Raw genomic sequence first — 23,259 nt, forward strand, 5'->3', positions numbered from 1 at the left:
AAACCCAATGAAAAAAATAGCGATGATTGGGGAATGTATGATTGAGTTAAGCGGTGAGCCGTTTGGTTCGATGGTGCAGACTTATGGCGGTGATACCTTAAACACAGCAACCTATTTGGCTCGTGTGTCCAATAAGCAAATTCAAGTGCATTATGTGTCTGCTCTCGGTACGGATCAATTAAGTGAAGGAATGCTAAGTGCTTGGCGGCAAGATCATATTCATACCGATTTTGTTTTGCAAGATAGCACTCGCCAGCCGGGTTTATATTTAATTCAGCTGGATAAACAAGGCGAACGTACCTTTTTATATTGGCGTAATCAATCGGCGGCTCGTTATTTACTGCAACATATTGATTATTCAAAGGTTCTCTCTGCATTAGCACAAATGGAGATGATTTATTTAAGTGGCATTTCATTGGCGATTTTGCCCGAAAATGACCGTTTAAAATTGGTAAACCAATTAATCGGTCTTGCTCAAAAAGGGGTAAAAATCGCCTTTGATACGAATTATCGCCCTTCTCTATGGCAAAGTGCGGAGGAAACTCGCCAAATTTACAGCGCACTTTTGCCCTATGTGGATTTAGCATTAGTTACCTTTGATGATGAACAAGCCCTTTGGAAAGATGCCACACCGCAAGCCACGATTGAGCGATTAACTCAATTAGGCGTAAAAAATAGCGTAGTGAAAGTGGGTAAAGACGGGGCGATTTTCAGTGATGTCGCAAAAAATAGTGGAAAAGTAACCGCTTGCGAGGTGAAAAAGGTGGTGGATACTACTTCGGCCGGCGATGCCTTTAATGCCGGTTTTCTCAACGGTTATTTGCAAGACAAAGATTTTACGACCTGTTGCCAACAGGGTAATCAGCTCGCCGCCGTGGTAATTCAACATAAAGGGGCGATTATTTCACGCTCGGCAACACCGCATTTTTTAACTCAATTCAATTAAGGAGGCAATGATGAATATTGCTCAAAATCATTCATTTAAAGATAAAACCATTGTGATAACAGGCGCTGGAGGTGTGTTATGCGGATTTCTCGCAAAACAACTGGCTAAAACGGGGGCGAAAATTGCCTTGCTCGATATTCATCTTGAAAGTGCGGTTAAATTTGCCGATGAAATTATCGCTGAAGGCGGCATTGCCAAAGCTTATCAGACCAATGTGTTGGAACTTGCCAGTATTCAAGCCAGTCGAGAGGCGATTTTAGCGGATTTTGGCAGCTGTGATATTTTGATTAATGGTGCGGGGGGTAACAGTCCAAAAGCCACGACAGATAACGAATTTCACGAATTTGATTTACCCGAAAAGACGAAATCTTTCTTTGAATTAGACAAGGCGGGCGTTGAATTTGTCTTTAATCTCAATTATTTAGGCACGCTGTTGCCAACCCAAGTGTTTGCTAAGGACATGGTTGGCAAAACGGGAGCAAATATTATCAATATCTCGAGTATGAATGCCTTTACGCCGCTAACAAAAATCCCGGCTTATTCTGGGGCAAAAGCGGCGATTAGTAATTTTACGCAATGGCTTGCGGTGCATTTTTCCCACGTGGGTATTCGTTGCAACGCCATCGCACCGGGCTTTTTGGTGAGCAATCAAAATCGAGGATTGTTATTTGATCAAGAAGGCAAGCCAACCGCTCGTGCCAATAAAATCTTAACCAACACGCCAATGGGGCGTTTTGGGGAGGCAGAAGAATTGGTCGGTGGCATTTTATTTTTGATGGACGAGCGTTACGCTAGCTTTGTAAATGGAGTAGTATTGCCGATTGACGGCGGATTTTCTGCTTATAGCGGTGTGTAAATGCCATAAAACGAATATGAGGAACAAAATATGACAACCGAGCAACTTATTGAAAAACTTCGTTTACTTAAAATTATTCCTGTCATTGCGTTAGATAACGCTCGGGATATTTTACCTTTGATGGAAACCCTTTCCCAAAACGGTTTACCTGTGGCAGAAATTACCTTCCGTTCTGAAGCAGCAGAGGAAGCAATTCGCCTATTACGCCAAAACCAACCGGATATTTTCATTTTAGCGGGAACGGTATTAACCGCAGAACAAGTGGTTGCCGCCAAAAATGCGGGGGCGGATGCAATTGTAACACCGGGTTTTAATCCAAAAATTGTACAACTTTGCCAAGATTTAGGTTTACCTGTTATTCCGGGGGTGAACAACCCGATGTCGATTGAAGCTGCCTTAGAAATGGGGATTTCAGCGGTGAAATTTTTCCCTGCCGAAGCCAGTGGTGGGGTAAAAATGATTAAAGCCTTACTAGGCCCTTACGGTAACTTGCAAATTATGCCGACAGGGGGCATTTCTACCCAAAATCTCAAAGACTACCTTGCCATTCCTAATGTTGTCGCTTGCGGTGGATCTTGGTTTGTCGATAAAAAACTGATTGAGGCACAAAATTGGCAAGAAATTGGACGATTGGTGGCTGAGGCGGTGCAACTCATTCATTCTTAGTTTTATTAATTGCAGCAGATGTGAAAAGTGCGGTCGAATTTGACCGCACTTTTTATCTTAATCGGTATTATGTATCAGTCGCACAAAGAGAATTTTATCTCCGATATTTATCGGGAGTAGGGTGCGTTAGCCAAAGGCGTAACGCACCATTTCATCACCAAACCCTCTATTGGTGCGTTACGGCAAGCCTAACGCACCCTACATCTGAATTAAAAACAGCCTTTTGTGCAAGTGATGCATAATACCGATCTTAATCATCACATTCCGGCAATATATTTCAGCATTACCCCTGCTGCAATGGCAGAACCGATTACTCCCGCCACGTTCGGCCCCATTGCGTGCATCAGTAAAAAGTTTTGGTGATCCGCTTCTAAACCGACTTTATTTGATACCCGCGCAGCCATTGGTACGGCGGATACACCGGCAGAGCCGATAAGCGGATTAATTTTGTTTTTGCTGAATTTGTTCATCAATTTCGCCATTAATATGCCGCTTGCCGTACCGATTCCGAAAGCTATCACGCCGAGCAATAAAATGCCTAAAGTTTGCGGTTGAAGGAATTTATCTGCGACCAATTTTGCGCCGACCGACAAACCAAGTACGATAGTGGTGATATTGATTAAGGCATTTTGTGTGGTATCGCTTAAGCGTTCCACCACACCGCTTACCCGCATTAAATTACCAAAGCAGAACATTCCCAGTAGCGGCGCTGCATCAGGTAGTAATAAAGCGACTAATAACAGCAAGATAATTGGGAACAACACTTTCTCACGATTGCTGACATGACGAAGTTGAACCATACGAATTTTGCGTTCTTCTTCTGTCGTTAAGGCTTTCATAATCGGTGGTTGAATCAACGGTACTAAAGCCATATAGGAATAGGCGGCTACTGCAATTGCACCTAATAATTCAGGGGCGAGTTTACTGGTGAGATAAATCGCGGTTGGTCCGTCCGCACCACCTATAATACCGATTGCCGCAGCCTGCGGAAGCGTAAACGTAATAATACCAAGCCAGTTTAATGCTAATGCGCCTAACACAGTGGTGAAAATACCGAATTGCGCTGCCGCACCGAGTAACAGCGTTCTTGGATTGGCGAGAAGCGGACCAAAGTCCGTCATTGCGCCCACTCCCATAAAAATGACAAGCGGCGCAACGCCATAGCCGATAGCTACTTTATAGAAGAGTGCAAGAATACCGGCACTGTATCCTAAATCACCGGCTAAGGTTTCAAGTGCGGCGATTTGAGAAGGTAACGCACTATTAAGCGCAACTTTTATTGCAGCGGGATCGGCAGTGGTATTTAGGTTTGCTGCGACCAATGAAAGCTGCTGCGCCGTGCCTGAATGGAGAAGGTTATCTAATGCGCTCATTGCAATTCCTGCTTCGGGAATATTGGATAACAGTCCGCCAAAACCGATTGGCAATAATAGCAGCGGCTCAAATTTTCGGGCGATAGCAAGCCAAAGGAGAAGCAGGCTCACGCCGATCATTACGGCTTGCCCCCATTCTAGGTGCATAATGCCCATTCCTTTAAATAATGCAAAAATGCTGTCCATATTTACCGCCTATGATTTATGCGATGGTCATTAAGGTATCGCCTACAGTAACGCTATCTCCGGTTTTGACGGAAATACCACGCACAGTACCGCCTTGGGCTGCACGAATTTCGGTTTCCATTTTCATTGCTTCAAGAATGAGCAATACATCCCCTTCTGCGACAGTTTGTCCTTCAGTGGCGACAACTTTCCAAATATTTCCTGACATTGGAGCGGTTATCGGTGTACCCGTGCTTGATGTAGGTGCTGAAACCGGTGTTGTCGGAGCAGGTGCCGGCGTTGGAACGGTTGTAGGGGCGATATTGGTTACCTCTCCACCCTCGCTTACTTTCACCACAAAGGCTTTGCCTTCTAATTCAACGGTATAAACCGCCGGTTCGGAGGATTTTGCCGTAGAAAGTGCGGTCGGTTTTTCCGTGGTTTTGTCTGACAGGGTTTCGGCTGTCGGAGCAGGTTCAAAGGCAGACGGATTACCGCGATTTTCTAAGAATTTCAAACCTACTTGTGGGAACAAAGCAACAATTAATACGTCATCAATTTCATTTTCAGCAAGTTTAATGCCTTTTTCTTGTGCTAATTGTTTTACTTCTGCAATGAGTTTATCCATTTCCGGTGCAAGATGATCCGCAGGGCGATCCGTAATCGGCTGTGCGCCATCCAGTACCCGTGCCTGCAAAGCATTATTTACCGGAGCCGGAGTGCGTCCATATTCGCCTTTTAAAATTCCTGCGGTTTCTTTGGCAATGGTTTTATAGCGTTCACCCATTAATACATTAATCACCGCTTGCGTTCCCACAATTTGAGAGGTTGGGGTAACTAATGGAATATAGCCCAAATCTTCACGTACTTTTGGAATTTCTTGCAATACTAAATCTAACTTATCGGAGGCATTTTGCTGTTTTAATTGGCTTTCCAAATTAGTTAACATTCCGCCCGGCACTTGCGCCACCAAAATACGGCTATCAGAACCTCTTAATTGACCTTCAAATTTCGCATATTTTTTACGAACTTCACGGAAATAAGCCGCGATTTTCTCAATTTTCAGAACATCTAAACCTGTATCGTAACCTGTGCCTTGTAAGGTCGCAACGAGTGCCTCGGTAGCTGGGTGTCCGTAAGTGCCGCTCATTGATGATATGGAGGTATCAATGCCGTCAAGCCCTGCTTCCACCCCTTTTAACAACGCCATTTCCGCCATACCTGTGGTGGCATGGCAGTGTAAATGCAAGCGAACATCGTAACGTTTTTTTATTTCACTCACTAATTCGTAAGCCGCCATCGGCGTTAAAATACCCGACATATCTTTAATCACAAGAGAATCAATACCGATTTCTAATAATTGCTCGGTGGTGTTCAACCAAGTTTCTAAGGTGTGAACCGGGCTGGTGGTATAACTCAATGTACCTTGCGCATGACCGCCTTGTTTGCGAACGGCTTTTAAGGCTTGCTGCATATTACGGGGATCGTTCATCGCATCAAATACGCGGAAGACGCTCATTCCGTTTGCAACGGCACGTTCAACGAAACGATCCACCACATCATCGGCATAATGACGATAGCCTAATAAATTTTGTCCGCGTAATAACATTTGCAATGGGGTTTTTGGTAAGGCTTTTTTCAATTCACGCAAGCGAACCCAAGGGTCTTCGCCTAAAAAACGGATACAACTATCAAAGGTTGCGCCTCCCCAAGCTTCTAATGACCAATAACCGATATCATCTAATTCGGCAGCAATCGGCAACATATCTTCAAGCCGCATACGAGTGGCAAAAAGCGATTGATGGGCATCGCGTAACACGACATCTGTGATTGCAATTTTTTTATGTTGAGTAGTCATAAATACCTCTTTCTATGGCTATTTTAAGCCCTGTTGACGGCGGTGATGGGCAATTGCGGCAACGATAACCGGTCGCAATTGTTCAAGATTATCTTTTTCTGTAGAAGAATCCGGAGAGGAGGGCGGCGTTGTTACCGACTCGGGAAAATAACGATTAATCAGTTTTGAAGAAAAACCAACAGCGTAAATGAGTAGGAACAGAAACAATATTACAAAGCCCATTCCTGCAAACATCAAATTAATTCCTTCCAGCATAAGTTCGGAACCTGTCATTATCACCTCCATATTACGAATATTGTGAGTTCATTATATTAGGCAATTTTTCGATAAAAATCTTTGAGCCGGGTCACAAAATGAGGAAAAGTGCGGTTGAAAATTACATCATTTTAGTAAGGCAGTTCCACCCTCACCAATAATCCGCTTGTAAAGTGAATGCTATCTAACAAGGAGAGTGTGCCTGTATAGTTTTTTACGATTTCCGCAGCAATAGCCAAACCTAATCCCGAACCTTGTTGTTCCGTGCCGAGAATACGGTAGAAAGGGTCAAGCACACGTTTACGTTCTTCCGGTGGAATGCCATTGCCGTTATCTTCTACTTCAATGATGATGCGGTCTTTTCCTTGTTGCACGTTCAAATCAATTCGGCTGCCATGCGGTGTATAACGAATAGCGTTATCCACTAAGGTTTTTACCAGTAAATAGAAATCCGTTTCCAAACCTTGAAAATTAACCGCTTGCTCGTTGGTCACACCTAAATCTTGGTTTTTATCCATTGCCAAGGGGAGCAGATCCTCAATCACTCGGCGAAAAATAGTTTGCACGTTGAAATCGGTGTAATTTTCCATTTTATTATTTTGAATGCGGGCGAAAGAAAGCAATTGATCCAATAAGTTTCGGTTACGTTGAATGCTTTGTCGTATTTGATTGAGTTGCTGTCCGGCTTCATTTGATAAGTCTTGGCGAGTAAGTTGTTCTACTTGCAAAGAAAGCGCGGTCATCGGACTACGCAATTCGTGTGAGGCATCGGCAATAAAACGTTTTTGTTGTTGAATAAAATCATTTGTTCGCCCTAATAAACGGTTGATTTCCACCACAAATCCGCGAATTTCACTTGGAATTTTTTCAACCGGTAACGGCGTGAGATTTTGCTCGTGGCGTTGTTCCACTTTGCGAGAAAGGCGGTTTACGGGTTTCATTGCTACGCGCACGATAACAATGGTGAGCAAAATCACCAGAGGTAATAGCACTAATAGCGGTATCACCGCGTGCCAAGCGCTACGAATCGCCAATTTCTCACGGTATTCATTTTCTTGCGTGATAATAATTTTGCCTTGCGGCGTATTGCGCACATAAGTGCGGTATAAATCATCTGCGTTTTTCACGGTGTACCATAGGCGTGCTTCTTTTCTCGGATTGACTTTTTTATACTTTTTGCCGTCTTTTCGGAGGGTATGGAACCCGTCTTCCATTTGTTGTGGAAAGTTAGGTGGCAGTTTGTCGCCTTGTTTTCTATGGCGTTCAAAATGTAGATAAACGCGGGCATCATTATTGTGCGGGGGTTGAAGTGCGGTCGGATTTTCCGGGGAATTGATAAAATTTGAGAGCTGAACCAGCATATCGTCTTGTAATTTGTAGCTTTCACGATAAGTATCGTAAAAGGATACCCCACCGGCAACACCGGCGACTAAGGTAAATAATGCGGTGAAAGTGAGGGTAAGTTTGAGTTGAATGGAGTTTTTCATTTTATCTTCTAAAGTGATTTATCGTGTTTTATATGGAAAAGAGAAAAACATTGAGAAAATCAACCGCACTTTTTTCAATCGTTTGGTATTTCTGTCTTAATTTTTCGTGACCAGCCAGCCGACACCACGTACATTTTTGATATGCGCTTTGCCGATTTTCTTGCGTAAGCTATGGATCAAAAAATCAATGGCGTTACTTTCCACTTCTTCCCCCCAAGCGTAGATTTTGTCTTCCAAATCCGCACGGGAATGAATAATACCGGGGCGTGTCATCAAGGCTTGAAGAATGGCAAATTCTTTATTGCTCAGCTCAATCGGTGTGGTTTGATCGGTAAGGGTAACCTGATAATTGGTCGGATTTAGGGTTATCACGCCGTTGCTTAATAGCGGTGAACTTTGCCCGCCTTGGCGGCGCAATACGGCACGAATGCGTGCTAATAGTTCCGATAAATCAAAAGGCTTGATGATATAATCATCCGCACCGCCATCTAACCCTGCAAGGCGGCTATCTAAATCATCGCGCGCCGTAACAATTAATACGGGGATATGATTTTTGCTTTGACGTAAATGATGAAGCAGTTGCAAGCCGTCTTGTTCCGGTAGACCTAAATCCAGTAGAACCAAATCATATTGTTGGGTTTGTAAGGCTTGTTCGGCAGTATTGCCGTTGTTTACCCAATCCACCGCATAGCATGCTGTTTTCAAGCCGTTTGCAACCGCTTCGGCGATCATTTTGTCATCTTCGACTAATAAAATTCGCATGGTTTTCTCATCAATAAATTGATGTGAATTAAATTAAAATGGATACAAAGCCGCAAGCCGAAGACAGTGCAAATAGCACGGCGAGGTGCAGCAATGCTGTAGACATTTTTAAATTTAATTCACTATACAATAAAAATAACCGCTCTTTATGAAAGTAACACAAAAGTGCGGTTGATTTTATCATTAACGATTATTATTGACGAAATCCGCCTTGCTCGTGATGATGTTTACTTCGTTCGTCATATCCTTCATTATTTGAATTGTGGTGCGCCCCTTTACCGTGATGTTTATGATGTTTACCCTTTTCTTTTTTCGGCATATCGATAATTTGCCCTTTTTCCGCATCTACGGCAACAACGAATTCTTGCCTGTTCACCAGAGTTTCAATGCTATAGAAGGCTTTTTCTTTGTGCGGATGAAAATCGGCTTCTGCCACTTTACCCCCGGTTTTGGCAACCGCAATCTCCATTGCTTGTGCAAAGGTTACTTTCGGTTCTGCCGTTTCAGCTTGTACTTTTACTTTTTTCGGTGTTTTGCTTTTCGTGCCTAAAATCTCGCCGTTATTGGCATCGACATCAACTTTATGTTTCTGACCGTTGGCAAACATTTCCACTTGGAAATAATCTTTACCGTATTTTGTGTGATGAAATTCAATTTCTTTTACTTTAGCGTCAGAGCCGATTTTATTTTGCGCCGCAGAGAGAGCCTGCATTGCAGAAATTTGTGTTTTATCGAGTGCTTCCTGAGCCTGTGGCGACAAAGCCTGCGCTACACTTACCGCACCTAATGTCATTGCGCTGACAAGTAATGTATTGATCCATTTTTTCATTTTTTTTCTCCTTATGATACAGAATGATTTTGTAATCTGATCTCAAGGTTGCCCCTTTCGATGATAGGCATTCTAAGCAAGAAAAATTAGGGAAAAATTAGGGAATAAAAAATTAAGTGATTTTCGAAATAAATTTTGATTCGAGAGAGACGGACGAAATTTGCAAATGAAAAGTAATGAATTTGTTAAGATTTAGCGTGTTTTCATCGTATTAATCTCAAGTTATTGTCAAAAAATCTCATATCGCTTTTGACCTTAGTGACAAAATAAAATGAATGGGAAATAATCGCCCAGCCTATTTTACGCGTTGTCGGTAGGTTATTTTTTATTTGTTTTTTAACTAAGAGATTTCGATTATGTTTACAGCTTTTGTTGATTTTGTTGCGAAGATTGTTGCGCCAATGCAACGTCAATTTATCAATTTTATTCGCATTGCGATTTTTATCGTTATGGCTTGGATCGGCGGTTTAAAAGTTGTGCAATATGAAGCGGATGGCATTGCACATTTTGTCTCCAACAGCCCGTTTATGAGTTTTTTATATGAAAAAGGCCCTAATTTAGTGGAAAACGACAAGGGTGAATTGGTGATGGAATACACCTTACATAAAAATCCGGAAGGTAAAATGGTTGCCAAAAATATTGAATGGCACAAAGCCAACGGCACTTATACCGCCTCTTATATTATCGGTGCGATTATCGTTACCATCGGTGTATTGGTATTACTTGGTATTTGGAACCCAACACTGGGCTTAGCCGGTGGGTTGCTGACTTTCGGAATGTCTATTGTTACCCTTTCGTTTTTGATTACCACACCTGAGGCTTGGGTGCCGAATCTCGGTGGTGATATGCCAAGTCCGAACGTGGGTTTCCCTTACTTATCCGGTGTCGGGCGTTTAGTTATTAAGGATATTATTATGATGGCGGGTGGTTTAACCGCGGCAGCGGAATGTGCGAGCCGTTACTTGGCGGCAAGAAAAGCGGCGTAATAATGAATGAATTTACTTCTACTCAGAGGGGGCTATCGCTCCCTTTTTTATTATGGAGGGATATTGATTTGCAGTGTTTTTAAGATGAATTGGCGGAAAGTCATGGGAGTTGAACCCACCCGGGAACGCTGGCGTCCCCAACAGGATTTGAAGTCCTGCCACCTCACCGGAGATGACGACCTTCCGAGGTTGAAACGAAAGCTACTTTAGCGTAAATTAATCGCCAATTCAATGTTATCGCGAATTAAATTTTAAAATGTTTACGGTATTGCTTCGCCCTGGTTATTTGTATTGTTTTCGGCTTGCAGTTTTGTGTTTGTTTTAATTTAATTCACTCTATTTAAAAACGGATTCTAAAATGACCGCACTTTTTCAACAATTGCCTTCCGTTGATAAATTACTCAAAACACCACAAGGCGAGCAGCTTATTGCCGAATTTGGTCATTCCGCTGTGGTAGAAATGAGTCGAACTTTATTAATGATGGCGCGCCAATTTATTCATAAAAAGAATCAACTCCCCGAATATTTCAGCCATTTTGACCGCACTTTTGCCGAACTTAGGTATCGTTTACGGCAACAAAATCTCGTGCAAATGAAAGCGGTGCATAATCTTACCGGAACAGTGTTACACACTAATTTAGGACGCGCTTTGTGGGCGAAAGAGGCGCAAAATGCGGCATTATCCGCAATGGCTGAAAATGTTGCCTTGGAATATGATTTGGACGAAGGAAAGCGTAGCCATCGTGATAATTATATCAGCGACTTGCTATGTCGTTTAACCGGCGCGGAAGCCGCTTGTGTGGTGAACAATAATGCAGCGGCGGTATTGTTGATGTTGGCGACGTTTGCCCAAGGTAAAGAAGTGGTGATTTCACGCGGTGAATTAATTGAAATCGGCGGTGCGTTTCGGATTCCGGATATTATGGCGCAGGCGGGGTGTCGTTTGGTGGAAGTCGGCACAACCAATCGCACCCATTTGAACGATTATCGTCATGCAATCAATGAAAATACCGCCTTTTTAATGAAAGTTCACAGCAGTAATTATCAAATTTGCGGTTTTACTTCCTCCGTATCGGAACAAGAATTGGTTGAGTTGGGGCGTGAAATAAATCTTCCTGTGGTGGCGGATCTTGGCAGTGGTGCGTTGGTTGATTTAAGCCGATATGGTTTGCCGAAAGAGCCGACGGTGCAAGAAAAAGTCGCACAAGGTGTGGATTTAGTGTCTTTTTCCGGCGATAAATTGCTTGGGGGCGTACAGGCTGGGATTATTGTGGGGAAAAAAGAATGGATTGCACGGCTACAAACTCATCCTCTGAAACGCGCTTTGCGTTGCGATAAAGCGATTCTCGCAGGTTTAGAAGCCACTTTACGCTTATATTTGAACCCTGAAAAATTACCTGAACGTTTGCCAACGCTACATTTGCTCACTCAATCGGTCGAAGAGCTGGAGGAAAAGGCGGAACGACTCAAAGTGCGGTTGGAAATGCGATTAAATTCACAGTTTGATATCCAAATCGAAAAGAGTTTCGCACAAATCGGTAGTGGATCTCAGCCGATGGAACGCATTCCTTCTATCGCCGTTACGCTTTCCGAAAAAACAAATGAAAAATTGACCGCACTTTGCGTCCGTTTAAAGTTACTTTCCCGTCCGATTATCGGGCGAATGGAGGGAGGCAAATTATGGCTGGATTTACGCAGCCTTGCGGATGTTGAAACCTTATTACACACAGTGGACGAACTATGATTATTGTTACTTCAGGGCACGTTGATCACGGCAAAACGGCGTTATTAAAAGCGTTAACTGGTACGAATACAGCACATCTGCCGGAAGAAAAAAAACGGGGAATGACCATTGATCTCGGCTATGCCTATCTTCCTCTTGCGGTCAACAATAGCCTCGAAACCCTTGGTTTTATTGATGTGCCGGGGCATGAAAAATTTTTATCAAATATGCTGGCGGGCTTAGGTGGCGTGCATTATGCAATGTTAGTTGTGGCGGCGGATGAAGGCGTGGCTGCGCAAACAAGGGAACATTTGGCGATTTTGCGCCAGCTACAATTTAATCGAATTATCGTGGTGCTGACGAAATCGGATCGAGCAAGTTCGGCGCAGATCGAGGCATTAATTCAAAAAATCAAACAGGATTATGCTTTTTTACGTGATGCCGAATATTTTGTTACTTCCGCAGAAACCGGCGAAGGCATCGAGGCATTGCGTGATTACTTACGGCAATTACCGGAACTTTCCGACAAGCAAAAACCGTTTCGTTATGCCATTGATCGTGTATTTCGTGTGAAAGGCGCAGGTACGGTAGTAACAGGTACGGTATTTGCCGGAATGGTGAAGGTAGATGACGAACTCTATCTTTCCAAGGGGCAAAAAGTGCGTGTGAAAGCCATTCATGCACAAAATACACCAAGCAGTCAAGGTGTGGCGGGACAGCGTTTGGCATTGAATTTGAATGCGGATTTAGATCGCATTCCGATGGAACGTGGCGATTGGCTGTTACAGGATTTCCCTCTTTTCCCCACAGATCGCATTAGCGTACAAATTCAAGCGGAAACCGTATTAAATGAAAATCAGCCGGTGCATATTTACCACGCGGCAAGCCGTACCACGGGTAAACTTACGTTATTGCAAAGCAAAAATGCGATGCCGAATGACCGCACTTTGGCGGAAATTACGTTGGATTTCCCGTTGTTTTTAAGTTTCGGTGATAAATTAATTTTGCGAAGTGGCGATGCGAAAACCTTAGTGGCAGGGGCGCAGGTGCTGGAAATTGATTCGCCGAGACGCTATAAGCGCACCGAAGTGCGGTTAAATTTTTTGAAAAATTTAGCCGTGGCGGAAACACTGGCACAGCGTATCGTATTTACTCTTCAAGGTAATGCGGTAAATGCTAAAAAATTAATGTGGACGGAACAACTGACCGCACAACAGTTGGATGATGCATTGGAAAGTTGTGGTGCGGTACGTTATCAAGATTGGTGCTTCAATAGCGATTATGATCAAGAAAAAAAACAGCAAATTTTAACCGCACTTAATTTTTATCACGAACAGCACAATGATCAACTCGGTGTGGGCAAAGCCCGTTTGCACCGAATGGCAGCGCTTAATCAACCGGAAAATTTGATTTATCATTTTATCGATGAGATGTTAGATGAGGGGGAATTACAACAAACACGAGGTTGGCTGCATTTGCCCGAACACAAAATTCAATTTACACCGGAAGAGCAAACTCGTTGGTCAGAAATGTTGGCGGAATTTGAACGCGCTCAAGGTCAAGCTGTTTGGGTTCGCGATATGGCAAATGCATTGGCAATGGATGAAAGTTCGATGCGTGATTTTATGTATAAAGCAGGAAAACTGGGTTATCTCACCCCTATCGTGAAAGATCGTTTTTTCTTAACGGAAACGATTTATGCTTATGCGCGTTTGATCAAAAAAATTGCAGAGGAAGAGGGCAAAGTTTCGGTAAACGAAGTTCGCGATCGTTTGAGTTTTGGGCGTAAACTCACCGTGCAGTTGATGGAATATTTTGACCGCACCGGTTTTTTACGCCGTAAAGGGAATGATCATATTTTGCGCGATAAAAATGCGTTTGATTTATAGTCAATTAAATTCACTATATAAGGAAATGATATGCAAAAAACATTGATTTCAGCGGTAATTTTGACCGCACTTTTAACTACCGGCTGCCAAGATAAAGAAGCACAGGCGGAAATCGAACGGCTGAATCAAAAAATCGTGCAACTTACGGAAGAAAATAAACAGCTACAGCTTGATGTGCTTGCCAATAAAACTTGGGCGGAGAATATTATTCCGGCAATTTTCGCGGAAGAGGATATTGTATTCAAAAAATCGGAAACGATTAAATATCCAAAATCAGATGATAGTTATGCACCGGAAGAAGGGAGTATTGCTTATTCTATTTCAACTTTGAAAACCAATATCGATTGGTTGAATACGTTATTATGGGCAGAGCTGACCCGTAAGGATGGCAATGTTCCCACGCGCGACCAGTTTTTGCAGCATTACCGGAAAGATTTTGACGGAACCAAAAACGATATGACGGAAGAGCAAGTCAGTGGTTTTGAAATAAATAGTCGAGTTGATTTTATTGGTCAAAAAGAAAAATTGGCAACCTTTGTTATTGGTAACTATGAATATACCGGTGGCGCGCACGGTATGAATATAAATCGTTATTTCACCCTTGATTTAACCACGCATAAAATTCTGACGTTAAATGATGTATTTGATGATGAAACCTTACCGAAAGTTAAAGCACTACTGTGGGAACGTTACATTGAACAAAATGGTGAAAATAACAAACCTTTTGTTTCCCAACAGGATTTCAATGTGTCGTCCAACATTTATTTAGACAGTGAAGGAATTCATTTTATTTATGGCGTATATGAAATAGCACCTTATGCCTTGGGCGAGCAAGATCTGACCCTTAGTTGGTGGGCATTGGAAAATTTGCTTAGTTCAAAATTCAAACAGCAGAACTATGTGAAATTTACGAATGTATGTGAAATATGTTAAAGAGGAACACTAATTAGACATAAAAAAGTGCGGTAGATTTTACCGCACTTTTTCACTTTCCTTTTTTCACCCAATATTTAAAGGGTGGTGTTTTCACCTCGCTCTGTATTAGGGTGTGATCCATAAATTGACAAAAACTTGGGATATCACGTGTAGTGGCGGGATCATCGGCGAGAATTAACAGCACATCGCCATCGTTTAAATGACGAATATTCTTGCGCACCAGCATTACCGGTTCAGGGCAACGCAAGCCTAAGGTGTCAAGAGTTTGAGTTACTGCGGGTTCGGACATCTTCTTTTTTCCTAAAAAAATAATGCGATATCATACCGCACTTACTGCAAAATTTCGACAAATCCCCATCATCAGTGATAGACTAGCGCGATTAAAATTACCTGAAAAAAGACAATGGCGGAATATCTTATTCCTAAAAGTGCGGTCATTTTTGAAGAAGAAATCAAGAAAAGCCGCTTTATCACTTATTTACAACGTACGGAAGGTTTAGCGGAGGCAAAAGCCTTTTGGGTGCAAATTAGATCAGCGCACCCGAATGCACGTCATCATTGTTGGGCAGCGGTTGCAGGCAAGCCGACGGATTCACAACAATTTGGATTTTCAGATGATGGTGAGCCGGCGGGAACGGCAGGAAAACCGATGTTGAGCGCACTTCAAGGTTGTAATGTCGGCGAAATTAGTGCTGTCGTGGTACGTTATTACGGCGGTATTCTTTTGGGTACCGGGGGATTGGTGCGCGCTTATGGCAATGGCGTTCAACAAGCATTAAAGCTGTTGGAAACCGAAACGAAAGTAGAACGTACACTTTTTCGTTTAGATATTGATTATGGGCAGCTTGGCTTTGTACAGTTACTTTGTGAGAAGTATCGAATCGAAATTTTAGATCAGGACTTTCAGGTGAAAATTCATTTGACCCTCGGCATTAGTAAAGAAACCATTCCGCCTTTTACCGCAGAATTGCGGGAAAAATCAGCGGGAAGATTGGTGAGCAAATCTTTAGAAATAGGCGAATAATTGTGCATATTTTATCCATTATCCGAATTATCGGCATTCTTGTTATGTGCTTTTCCGGTACGATGCTTATTCCGGCATTCGTTGCATTCATTTATGGCGATGGTGGTGGGAAAGCCTTTATGCAGGCATTTGCGTTAAGTTTAATGACCGGCGCATTACTGTGGTGGCCTTGTCATCATCATAAACAGGAATTGCGCTCACGTGAGGGTTTTTTGATTGTTGTGGCATTTTGGTTTGTGTTGGGGGGATTAGCCACCTTACCTTTGCTATTATTCGATGTGCTACATTTATCACTGGCTTCTGCGGTGTTTGAGGCCTTTTCCGGCTTAACCACCACAGGTGCAACGGTGATGACGGGGCTGGATAATTTACCGAAAGCGATGTTGTTCTATCGTCAATTTTTGCAATGGCTTGGCGGTATGGGGATCATTGTGTTGGCGATTGCGATTATTCCGTTGCTAGGCGTTGGTGGAATGCAGTTGTACCGTGCAGAAATGTCCGGTCCGATGAAAGAGCAGAAGATTCGGCCTAGGATAGCGGAAACAGCAAAAGTATTATGGATAATTTATCTTTTTCTGACCCTTTCTTGTTCGCTGGCTTATTGGCTGGCGGGAATGACGCCTTTTGATGCGATTACCCATAGCTTTTCCACCGTATCTATCGGTGGATTTTCAACTCATGATGCGAGTATGGGGTATTTCAATAGTCCGCTTATTAATAGTATCACAATGTTATTTCTATTAATTTCGGCTTGTAATTTCGGGTTGCACTTTCGAGCTTTTTCAACGATTGGAAGAGAAAATTTTTTCAAAATTTATTTGCGCGATCCTGAATTTCGGTTTTTTATCAGTATTCAGTTTATTCTTGTTATTATCTGTACTTTGGTGATGTGGAGTCATAATTATTTTTCATCATCTTGGCAGGATTTTGAACAGGTGTTGTTTCAAGCTATATCTATTTCAACCACAACAGGCTATACGACCTCTGATTTTACTTCATGGCCTTCTTTCGTGCCCGTCATATTGGTTCTTGCTTCATTTATGGGGGGCTGCGCCGGTTCTGTGGGGGGCGGCTTGCGTGTGGCGCGCGTATTATTGTTATATTTACAGGGGAAACGCGAATTGAAACGGGTTGTGCATCCGAACTTGGTTTATCCCATTAAGTGGGGTAATAATGTGTTGGATGAACGAGTCATCGGTAGTATTTGGGCGTTTTTTTCCGCTTATCTTTTAGTTTTTTTAATTTGTTTACTTGGCGTGATAGCATGTGGTGTCGAACCTTTTGACGCATTTAACGCAGTATTAGCCACTCTGAATAATTTAGGTGTAGGATTAGGTTCGGTTAGCAATAGCATGATAGCTGTTCCGGATAGCGCAAAATGGGTTTTGTCTATTGCGATGGTGTGTGGCCGTTTAGAAATTTTCACGCTTTTAGCATTATTTACTCCTGCATTTTGGAAATCATAATGAAAACATTAATTCTTTATTTAAGTCATGATGGGCAAACGAAAAAAATCTCGGAATTTTTGACCGCACATTTGAATGGCGAAGTGGTTTTAGAGCCATTACGGGAAGATTATGACATTCAAGGTTTTGAACGGGTGATTATCGGTGCTTCGATTCGTTATGGTCATTTTAATAAATCTCTTGATCGTTTTGTTGTACGCAACCGCTCTCATTTAGAACGCAAAAGTGCGGTATTTTTTGGCGTGAATTTAACGGCGCGTAAAGAAGGTAAAGATAATCCTGAAACGAATACTTACGTACGTAAATTTTTACAACGCACAAAATGGCAACCGAAATTAGCGGCGGTGTTTGCAGGGGCGTTGCTTTATCCGCGTTATAGATGGTTCGATCGCATGATGATCCGATTTATAATGAAGCTCACCGGTGGGGAAACGGATACAAGTAAAGAAATTGAATATACGGATTGGGCTAAAGTTAAGGAATTTGCGAGCCGGATCAATGGGTTGAATAAATAATCGAATTTTAGTTGCATTTTAAGCGATTTGTATAAGGTTCATACAAAAGAACAAAAATTTAAATATTTTTACAAAAAAGAGTTGCAAAGGATTGTAAAATCCCTATAATGCGCACCACACAACGACGCACTGTTGTGAAATGTTTAAAATTGCAGTGCGTCGTTTTATTTTCGCCTTATTTTGAGTTGAGTGTTCGGCTTAAGGTTGGCGGATTGCTCTTTAACAATGTATCAGACAATCTGTGTGGGCACTTGTTGATTGACTTGTTTAAAATAAATTTTAATTTTGAAGTCTTAATAAGTGCTTAACTTGAGATTCATTTTTACTTTACTTTTAAAGGTAAATAATTTTTAGTCAGTATTTATTGAGCGATTGAACTTTTGAATTGAAGAGTTTGATCATGGCTCAGATTGAACGCTGGCGGCAGGCTTAACACATGCAAGTCGAACGGTATCGGAAGAGAGCTTGCTTTTTTTCGAGAGAGTGGCGGACGGGTGAGTAATGCTTGGGAATCTGGCCTATGGAGGGGGATAACTACTGGAAACGGTAGCTAATACCGCATAATATCGGGAGATAAAAGGGGGCGTAAAGCTCTTGCCATGGGATGAGCCCAAGTGGGATTAGGTAGTTGGTGGGGTAAAGGCCTACCAAGCCGTCGATCTCTAGCTGGTCTGAGAGGATGGCCAGCCACACCGGGACTGAGACACGGCCCGGACTCCTACGGGAGGCAGCAGTGGGGAATATTGCGCAATGGGGGGAACCCTGACGCAGCCATGCCGCGTGAATGAAGAAGGCCTTCGGGTTGTAAAGTTCTTTCGGTGATGAGGAAGGTAATGAGGTTAATACCCTTATTAATTGACGTTATTCACAGAAGAAGCACCGGCTAACTCCGTGCCAGCAGCCGCGGTAATACGGGGGGTGCGAGCGTTAATCGGAATAACTGGGCGTAAAGGGCACGCAGGCGGCTATTTAAGTGAGGTGTGAAATCCCCGGGCTTAACCTGGGAATTGCATTTCATACTGGGTAGCTAGAGTACTTTAGGGAGGGGTAGAATTCCACGTGTAGCGGTGAAATGCGTAGAGATGTGGAGGAATACCGAAGGCGAAGGCAGCCCCTTGGGGATGTACTGACGCTCATGTGCGAAAGCGTGGGGAGCAAACAGGATTAGATACCCTGGTAGTCCACGCTGTAAACGCTGTCGATTTGGGGGTTGGGGTTTAACTCTGGCGCCCGTAGCTAACGTGATAAATCGACCGCCTGGGGAGTACGGCCGCAAGGTTAAAACTCAAATGAATTGACGGGGGCCCGCACAAGCGGTGGAGCATGTGGTTTAATTCGATGCAACGCGAAGAACCTTACCTACTCTTGACATCCTCAGAATCCGATAGAGATATTGGAGTGCCTTAGGGAACTGAGAGACAGGTGCTGCATGGCTGTCGTCAGCTCGTGTTGTGAAATGTTGGGTTAAGTCCCGCAACGAGCGCAACCCTTATCCTTTGTTGCCAGCGTTTTGGACGGGAACTCAAAGGAGACTGCCGGTGATAAACCGGAGGAAGGTGGGGATGACGTCAAGTCATCATGGCCCTTACGAGTAGGGCTACACACGTGCTACAATGGCGTATACAGAGGGAAGCGAAGCAGCGATGCGGAGCGAATCTCAGAAAGTACGTCTAAGTCCGGATTGGAGTCTGCAACTCGACTCCATGAAGTCGGAATCGCTAGTAATCGCAAATCAGAATGTTGCGGTGAATACGTTCCCGGGCCTTGTACACACCGCCCGTCACACCATGGGAGTGGGTTGTACCAGAAGTAGATAGCTTAACCGCGAGGGGGGCGTTTACCACGGTATGATTCATGACTGGGGTGAAGTCGTAACAAGGTAACCGTAGGGGAACCTGCGGTTGGATCACCTCCTTAGTTAGAGACGAGCGATAACAAGTGTTCACACAGATTGGCTGATAGATTGTAGACAAGAGAGCACAGAAAATCGCATTACCCTTGGGTCTGTAGCTCAGGTGGTTAGAGCGCACCCCTGATAAGGGTGAGGTCGGTGGTTCAAGTCCACTCAGACCCACCACTCTGAGAGTGAGTGAAAAGGTGTAATGGAAAAGGTTCATAAGCGGGTGTGGTATCTCTACACCGTTATGAGCAAATGATGAAAGGGGATATAGCTCAGCTGGGAGAGCGCCTGCCTTGCACGCAGGAGGTCAGCGGTTCGATCCCGCTTATCTCCACCACTTATCATCGTTAAGTAAATTGTTTTGCTGGAAATCCGAAAGAAAAGAGAGCAAGGATAATAAGGATAAAGAGAAAAATAAGTAGGCGATACAGGTTTTTACCTAAGTTTATCTTATCCTGTCTTATATTTATTATCTTTCCTTTAAGTTTATTTAACGATGATAACTGAAAAAGATTATCTGACTGTTCTTTAACAAATTGGAAACAAGCTGAAAACTGAGAGATTTTTTTAAGTCTGCGAAAGCGGATAGAAGAAAGTCTGAGTAATAAAAATCTTGATTGAACAAAAGCAATCGAGTGTTTAGTTAGATTAAATAACAGCTAAAGTGTTTGGTATTGAAAGCACTTGAGGTTGTATAGTTAAGTGACTAAGCGTACAAGGTGGATGCCTTGGCAATCAGAGGCGAAGAAGGACGTGCAAATCTGCGAAAAGCTTGGGTGAGTTGATAAGAAGCGTTTAACCCGAGATATCCGAATGGGGAAACCCAGTAGATGAAGAATCTACTATTGCTTAATGAATCTATAGTTAAGCAAGGCAAACCGGGAGAACTGAAACATCTAAGTACCCCGAGGAAAAGAAATCAACCGAGATTCCGTGAGTAGCGGCGAGCGAAAGCGGAGTAGCCGTCAGTGATAGCAGTGTATTAAGAAGAATCGACTGGGAAGTTGAACGAAACAGGGTGATAGTCCCGTATTCGAATGGTGCATTGTGGTACTAGGCTGACAATAAGTAGGGCGGGACACGTGATATCCTGTCTGAAGAAGGGGGGACCATCCTCCAAGGCTAAATACTCCTGATTGACCGATAGTGAACCAGTACTGTGAAGGAAAGGCGAAAAGAACCCCGGCGAGGGGAGTGAAATAGAACCTGAAACCTTGTACGTACAAGCAGTGGGAGCCTGAAAGGGTGACTGCGTACCTTTTGTATAATGGGTCAGCGACTTATATTTTGTAGCGAGGTTAACCGCATAGGGGAGCCGAAGGGAAACCGAGTCTTAACTGGGCGTTTTAGTTGCAAGGTATAGACCCGAAACCCGGTGATCTAGCCATGGGCAGGTTGAAGGTTGGGTAACACTAACTGGAGGACCGAACCGACTAATGTTGAAAAATTAGCGGATGACTTGTGGCTGGGGGTGAAAGGCCAATCAAACCGGGAGATAGCTGGTTCTCCCCGAAATCTATTTAGGTAGAGCCTTGAGCGGACACCTTCGGGGGTAGAGCACTGTTTCGGCTAGGGGGCCATCCCGGCTTACCAACCCGATGCAAACTACGAATACCGAAGAGTGATACTCAGGAGACACACGGCGGGTGCTAACGTCCGTCGTGGAGAGGGAAACAACCCAGACCGCCAGCTAAGGTCCCAAAGTTTATATTAAGTGGGAAACGAAGTGGGAAGGCTTAGACAGCTAGGATGTTGGCTTAGAAGCAGCCATCATTTAAAGAAAGCGTAATAGCTCACTAGTCGAGTCGGCCTGCGCGGAAGATGTAACGGGGCTCAAATATAGCACCGAAGCTGCGGCATCAGGATTAATTCTGTTGGGTAGGGGAGCGTTGTGTAAGCGGATGAAGGTGAATCGAGAGGTTTGCTGGACGTATCACAAGTGCGAATGCTGACATAAGTAACGATAAAACGGGTGAAAAACCCGTTCGCCGGAAGACCAAGGTTTCCTGTCCAACGTTAATCGGGGCAGGGTGAGTCGGCCCCTAAGGCGAGGCTGAAAAGCGTAGTCGATGGGAAACGGGTTAATATTCCCGTACTTGGTAAAGCTGCGATGTGGGGACGGAGCAGGTTAGGCAAGCAGGCTGTTGGATATGCCTGTTTAAGCGTATAGGTGGGTGTTTTAGGCAAATCCGGAACACCATAACACTGAGGCGTGATGACGATTGTCTACGGACAAGAAGTTGCCGATACCACACTTCCAGGAAAAGCCACTAAGCTTCAGGCTTTACTAAACCGTACTGAAAACCGACACAGGTGGTCAGGTAGAGAATACTCAGGCGCTTGAGAGAACTCGGGTGAAGGAACTAGGCAAAATAGCACCGTAACTTCGGGAGAAGGTGCGCCGGCGTAGCTTGTAGTGATTAACTCACGAAGGGTGAACCGGTCGAAGATACCAGCTGGCTGCAACTGTTTATTAAAAACACAGCACTCTGCAAACACGAAAGTGGACGTATAGGGTGTGATGCCTGCCCGGTGCTGGAAGGTTAATTGATGGTGTAATCGTTTGAGAAGCACCTGATCGAAGCCCCAGTAAACGGCGGCCGTAACTATAACGGTCCTAAGGTAGCGAAATTCCTTGTCGGGTAAGTTCCGACCTGCACGAATGGCATAATGATGGCCAGGCTGTCTCCACCCGAGACTCAGTGAAATTGAAATCGCCGTGAAGATGCGGTGTACCCGCGGCTAGACGGAAAGACCCCGTGAACCTTTACTATAGCTTGACACTGAACCTTGAATTTTGATGTGTAGGATAGGTGGGAGGCTTTGAAGCGGTAACGCCAGTTATCGTGGAGCCATCCTTGAAATACCACCCTTTAACGTTTGATGTTCTAACGAAGTGCCTGTAACGGGTACTCGGACAGTGTCTGGTGGGTAGTTTGACTGGGGCGGTCTCCTCCCAAAGAGTAACGGAGGAGCACGAAGGTTTGCTAATGACGGTCGGACATCGTCAGGTTAGTGCAATGGTATAAGCAAGCTTAACTGCGAGACGGACAAGTCGAGCAGGTACGAAAGTAGGTCATAGTGATCCGGTGGTTCTGCATGGAAGGGCCATCGCTCAACGGATAAAAGGTACTCCGGGGATAACAGGCTGATACCGCCCAAGAGTTCATATCGACGGCGGTGTTTGGCACCTCGATGTCGGCTCATCACATCCTGGGGCTGAAGTAGGTCCCAAGGGTATGGCTGTTCGCCATTTAAAGTGGTACGCGAGCTGGGTTTAGAACGTCGTGAGACAGTTCGGTCCCTATCTGCCGTGGGCGTAGGAGAATTGAGAGGGGCTGCTCCTAGTACGAGAGGACCGGAGTGGACGCACCGCTGGTGTATCGGTTGTATCGCCAGATGCATTGCCGAGTAGCTAAGTGCGGAAGAGATAAGTGCTGAAAGCATCTAAGCACGAAACTTGCCTTAAGATGAGTTCTCCCACTCTATAAGAGAGTAAGGGTTGTTTAAGACTAAGACGTAGATAGGTGGGGTGTGTAAGTATTGTGAGATATTGAGCTAACCCATACTAATTGCCCGAGAGGCTTAACTATACAACGCTCAAGTGTTTTTGGAGCGAACTG

At 44.0% G+C, this 23,259-nt stretch carries 17 protein-coding genes, 3 tRNA genes and 2 rRNA genes; 14 read left to right on the plus strand and 8 right to left on the minus strand.

The features are described from left to right. Positions 1–7: 7 nt before the first annotated feature. From HEMROJRC1_RS05765 to HEMROJRC1_RS05775, 3 genes are read left to right on the plus strand one after another with little or no spacing between them, the layout of a single operon-like run. Complete coding sequence (locus HEMROJRC1_RS05765; protein WP_226692042.1) at positions 8–946, plus strand: sugar kinase; 939 nt, start codon at positions 8–10, stop codon at positions 944–946. Between the two features lie 10 nt (positions 947–956). Continuing rightward, a complete protein-coding gene (locus tag HEMROJRC1_RS05770; protein ID WP_226692940.1) occupies positions 957–1,802 on the plus strand; it encodes an SDR family oxidoreductase in 846 nt (281 codons plus the stop codon). A 30-nt stretch (positions 1,803–1,832) separates the two neighbouring features. After that, the gene (locus HEMROJRC1_RS05775) at positions 1,833–2,468 is read left to right on the plus strand and encodes a bifunctional 4-hydroxy-2-oxoglutarate aldolase/2-dehydro-3-deoxy-phosphogluconate aldolase (RefSeq protein WP_226692043.1); all 636 of its coding nucleotides are present in this window, start codon (positions 1,833–1,835) and stop codon (positions 2,466–2,468) included. A 257-nt stretch (positions 2,469–2,725) separates the two neighbouring features. Here HEMROJRC1_RS05775 and HEMROJRC1_RS05780 read toward each other — a convergent pair whose 3' ends face one another. The 6 genes from HEMROJRC1_RS05780 to HEMROJRC1_RS05805 form a co-directional block, all read right to left on the minus strand. After that, positions 2,726–4,027, minus strand: a complete 1,302-nt coding sequence (locus HEMROJRC1_RS05780; RefSeq protein ID WP_226692044.1) for a sodium ion-translocating decarboxylase subunit beta — start codon at positions 4,025–4,027, stop codon at positions 2,726–2,728. Positions 4,028–4,043: 16 nt separating this feature from the next. Continuing rightward, positions 4,044–5,864 carry a sodium-extruding oxaloacetate decarboxylase subunit alpha gene (gene oadA, locus HEMROJRC1_RS05785; RefSeq protein ID WP_226692045.1) on the minus strand — a complete coding sequence of 607 codons (1,821 nt, stop codon included), beginning with the start codon at positions 5,862–5,864 and terminating at the stop codon, positions 4,044–4,046. Between the two features lie 18 nt (positions 5,865–5,882). Continuing rightward, a complete protein-coding gene (locus tag HEMROJRC1_RS05790; RefSeq protein WP_226692046.1) occupies positions 5,883–6,137 on the minus strand; it encodes an oxaloacetate decarboxylase subunit gamma in 255 nt (84 codons plus the stop codon). 113 nt (positions 6,138–6,250) lie between these two features. Beyond that, positions 6,251–7,606, minus strand: coding sequence for an ATP-binding protein (locus tag HEMROJRC1_RS05795; RefSeq protein ID WP_226692047.1), 1,356 nt, complete (start codon positions 7,604–7,606; stop codon positions 6,251–6,253). A gap of 96 nt (positions 7,607–7,702) precedes the next feature. After that, positions 7,703–8,368, minus strand: coding sequence for a response regulator (locus HEMROJRC1_RS05800; RefSeq protein ID WP_226692048.1), 666 nt, complete (start codon positions 8,366–8,368; stop codon positions 7,703–7,705). A gap of 193 nt (positions 8,369–8,561) precedes the next feature. Beyond that, positions 8,562–9,197: a PepSY domain-containing protein gene (locus HEMROJRC1_RS05805; RefSeq protein WP_226692049.1), complete on the minus strand. Its 636-nt coding sequence runs from the start codon at positions 9,195–9,197 to the stop codon at positions 8,562–8,564. Between the two features lie 356 nt (positions 9,198–9,553). On the opposite strand from HEMROJRC1_RS05805, the gene HEMROJRC1_RS05810 reads away from it, so the two are divergent. Then, complete coding sequence (locus HEMROJRC1_RS05810) at positions 9,554–10,183, plus strand: DUF417 family protein (RefSeq protein ID WP_226692050.1); 630 nt, start codon at positions 9,554–9,556, stop codon at positions 10,181–10,183. 90 nt (positions 10,184–10,273) lie between these two features. On the opposite strand, the gene HEMROJRC1_RS05815 is transcribed toward HEMROJRC1_RS05810, so the two are convergent. Further along, positions 10,274–10,368, minus strand: a tRNA-Sec gene (locus HEMROJRC1_RS05815). 173 nt (positions 10,369–10,541) lie between these two features. Between HEMROJRC1_RS05815 and selA the strand changes: the two genes are divergently transcribed. From selA to HEMROJRC1_RS05830, 3 genes are read left to right on the plus strand one after another with little or no spacing between them, the layout of a single operon-like run. Further along, positions 10,542–11,927: an L-seryl-tRNA(Sec) selenium transferase gene (selA, locus tag HEMROJRC1_RS05820; RefSeq protein WP_226692051.1), complete on the plus strand. Its 1,386-nt coding sequence runs from the start codon at positions 10,542–10,544 to the stop codon at positions 11,925–11,927. Further along, on the plus strand, positions 11,924–13,795 hold the full coding sequence (gene selB, locus HEMROJRC1_RS05825) for a selenocysteine-specific translation elongation factor (protein WP_226692052.1): 1,872 nt from the start codon (positions 11,924–11,926) through the stop codon (positions 13,793–13,795). Before selA ends, selB begins: the two co-directional genes overlap by 4 nt. 30 nt (positions 13,796–13,825) lie before the next feature. Beyond that, on the plus strand, positions 13,826–14,728 hold the full coding sequence (locus HEMROJRC1_RS05830; RefSeq protein ID WP_226692053.1) for a DUF3298 and DUF4163 domain-containing protein: 903 nt from the start codon (positions 13,826–13,828) through the stop codon (positions 14,726–14,728). Positions 14,729–14,780: 52 nt separating this feature from the next. Here HEMROJRC1_RS05830 and tusA read toward each other — a convergent pair whose 3' ends face one another. Further along, positions 14,781–15,020, minus strand: coding sequence for a sulfurtransferase TusA (tusA, locus tag HEMROJRC1_RS05835; protein ID WP_226692054.1), 240 nt, complete (start codon positions 15,018–15,020; stop codon positions 14,781–14,783). 114 nt (positions 15,021–15,134) lie between these two features. On the opposite strand from tusA, the gene HEMROJRC1_RS05840 reads away from it, so the two are divergent. The 7 genes from HEMROJRC1_RS05840 (at position 15,135) to HEMROJRC1_RS05870 (ending at position 23,229) form a co-directional block, all read left to right on the plus strand. Next, positions 15,135–15,755 carry a YigZ family protein gene (locus tag HEMROJRC1_RS05840; protein WP_226692055.1) on the plus strand — a complete coding sequence of 207 codons (621 nt, stop codon included), beginning with the start codon at positions 15,135–15,137 and terminating at the stop codon, positions 15,753–15,755. A gap of 2 nt (positions 15,756–15,757) precedes the next feature. Then, a complete protein-coding gene (locus tag HEMROJRC1_RS05845; RefSeq protein WP_226692056.1) occupies positions 15,758–17,221 on the plus strand; it encodes a TrkH family potassium uptake protein in 1,464 nt (487 codons plus the stop codon). After that, a complete protein-coding gene (hemG, locus tag HEMROJRC1_RS05850) occupies positions 17,221–17,736 on the plus strand; it encodes a menaquinone-dependent protoporphyrinogen IX dehydrogenase (protein ID WP_226692057.1) in 516 nt (171 codons plus the stop codon). The genes HEMROJRC1_RS05845 and hemG overlap by 1 nt, the downstream gene beginning before the upstream one ends. Positions 17,737–18,118: 382 nt before the next feature. After that, positions 18,119–19,653: ribosomal RNA gene (locus tag HEMROJRC1_RS05855) — 16S ribosomal RNA — on the plus strand. 83 nt (positions 19,654–19,736) lie between these two features. Next, positions 19,737–19,813: transfer RNA gene (locus tag HEMROJRC1_RS05860), tRNA-Ile, on the plus strand. Between the two features lie 84 nt (positions 19,814–19,897). Further along, positions 19,898–19,973: transfer RNA gene (locus HEMROJRC1_RS05865), tRNA-Ala, on the plus strand. Between the two features lie 359 nt (positions 19,974–20,332). Then, positions 20,333–23,229 (plus strand): 23S ribosomal RNA (locus tag HEMROJRC1_RS05870). The 16S and 23S rRNA genes sit together here with 2 tRNA genes alongside, the layout of an rRNA operon. Positions 23,230–23,259 lie beyond the last annotated feature (30 nt).

This window comes from Rodentibacter sp. JRC1 (genome assembly GCF_020521555.1).
GTDB classification, from domain to species: Bacteria; Pseudomonadota; Gammaproteobacteria; order Enterobacterales; family Pasteurellaceae; genus Rodentibacter; species Rodentibacter abscessus.